We start from the raw sequence: 270 nt of genomic DNA, 5'->3' as shown, positions 1-270 counted from the left end.
CAATACATTTTTCCCAACAGATAAAAATCCAATTTTCTTTAGCTCTTCTTGACTATAAAAACTATTCATCTGCCGACACCACCTTCTGTCCTAAACAGATTACAATTTGTTCTACTATTTCTTTCGTCATTCCTTCCCATAAAGGCAAACTTACTATTCGTTTTGCTATTTTATTCGTTCTTGTTAAATCTGTAGACTTATAGTTTCTAAAAAGAACTTGTTGGTGGCAAGAGGGCGAAAAGTATAATCTAGCTTCTATTTTCTGTTTTT

The 270-nt window shown here is 32.2% G+C and carries 1 protein-coding gene and 1 pseudogene; both read right to left on the bottom strand.

Annotation, left to right across the window (positions count from 1 at the left end):
• Positions 1-69 (bottom strand): annotated as a pseudogene (locus tag MR079_RS28730) (acyltransferase); the annotation flags it as partial.
• The coding region (locus MR079_RS28725; protein WP_242295109.1) for a DegT/DnrJ/EryC1/StrS family aminotransferase at positions 62-270 on the bottom strand (209 nt) is incomplete at its 5' end. The gene MR079_RS28725 and the pseudogene MR079_RS28730, both read right to left, overlap by 8 nt.

The organism is Bacillus cereus group sp. BfR-BA-01381 (genome assembly GCF_022663555.1).
Taxonomy (GTDB): Bacteria; Bacillota; Bacilli; order Bacillales; family Bacillaceae_G; genus Bacillus_A; species Bacillus_A pacificus.
Note: the sequence above shows the minus strand (reverse complement) of the source record. Positions and strands in the feature narration are given on the sequence as shown.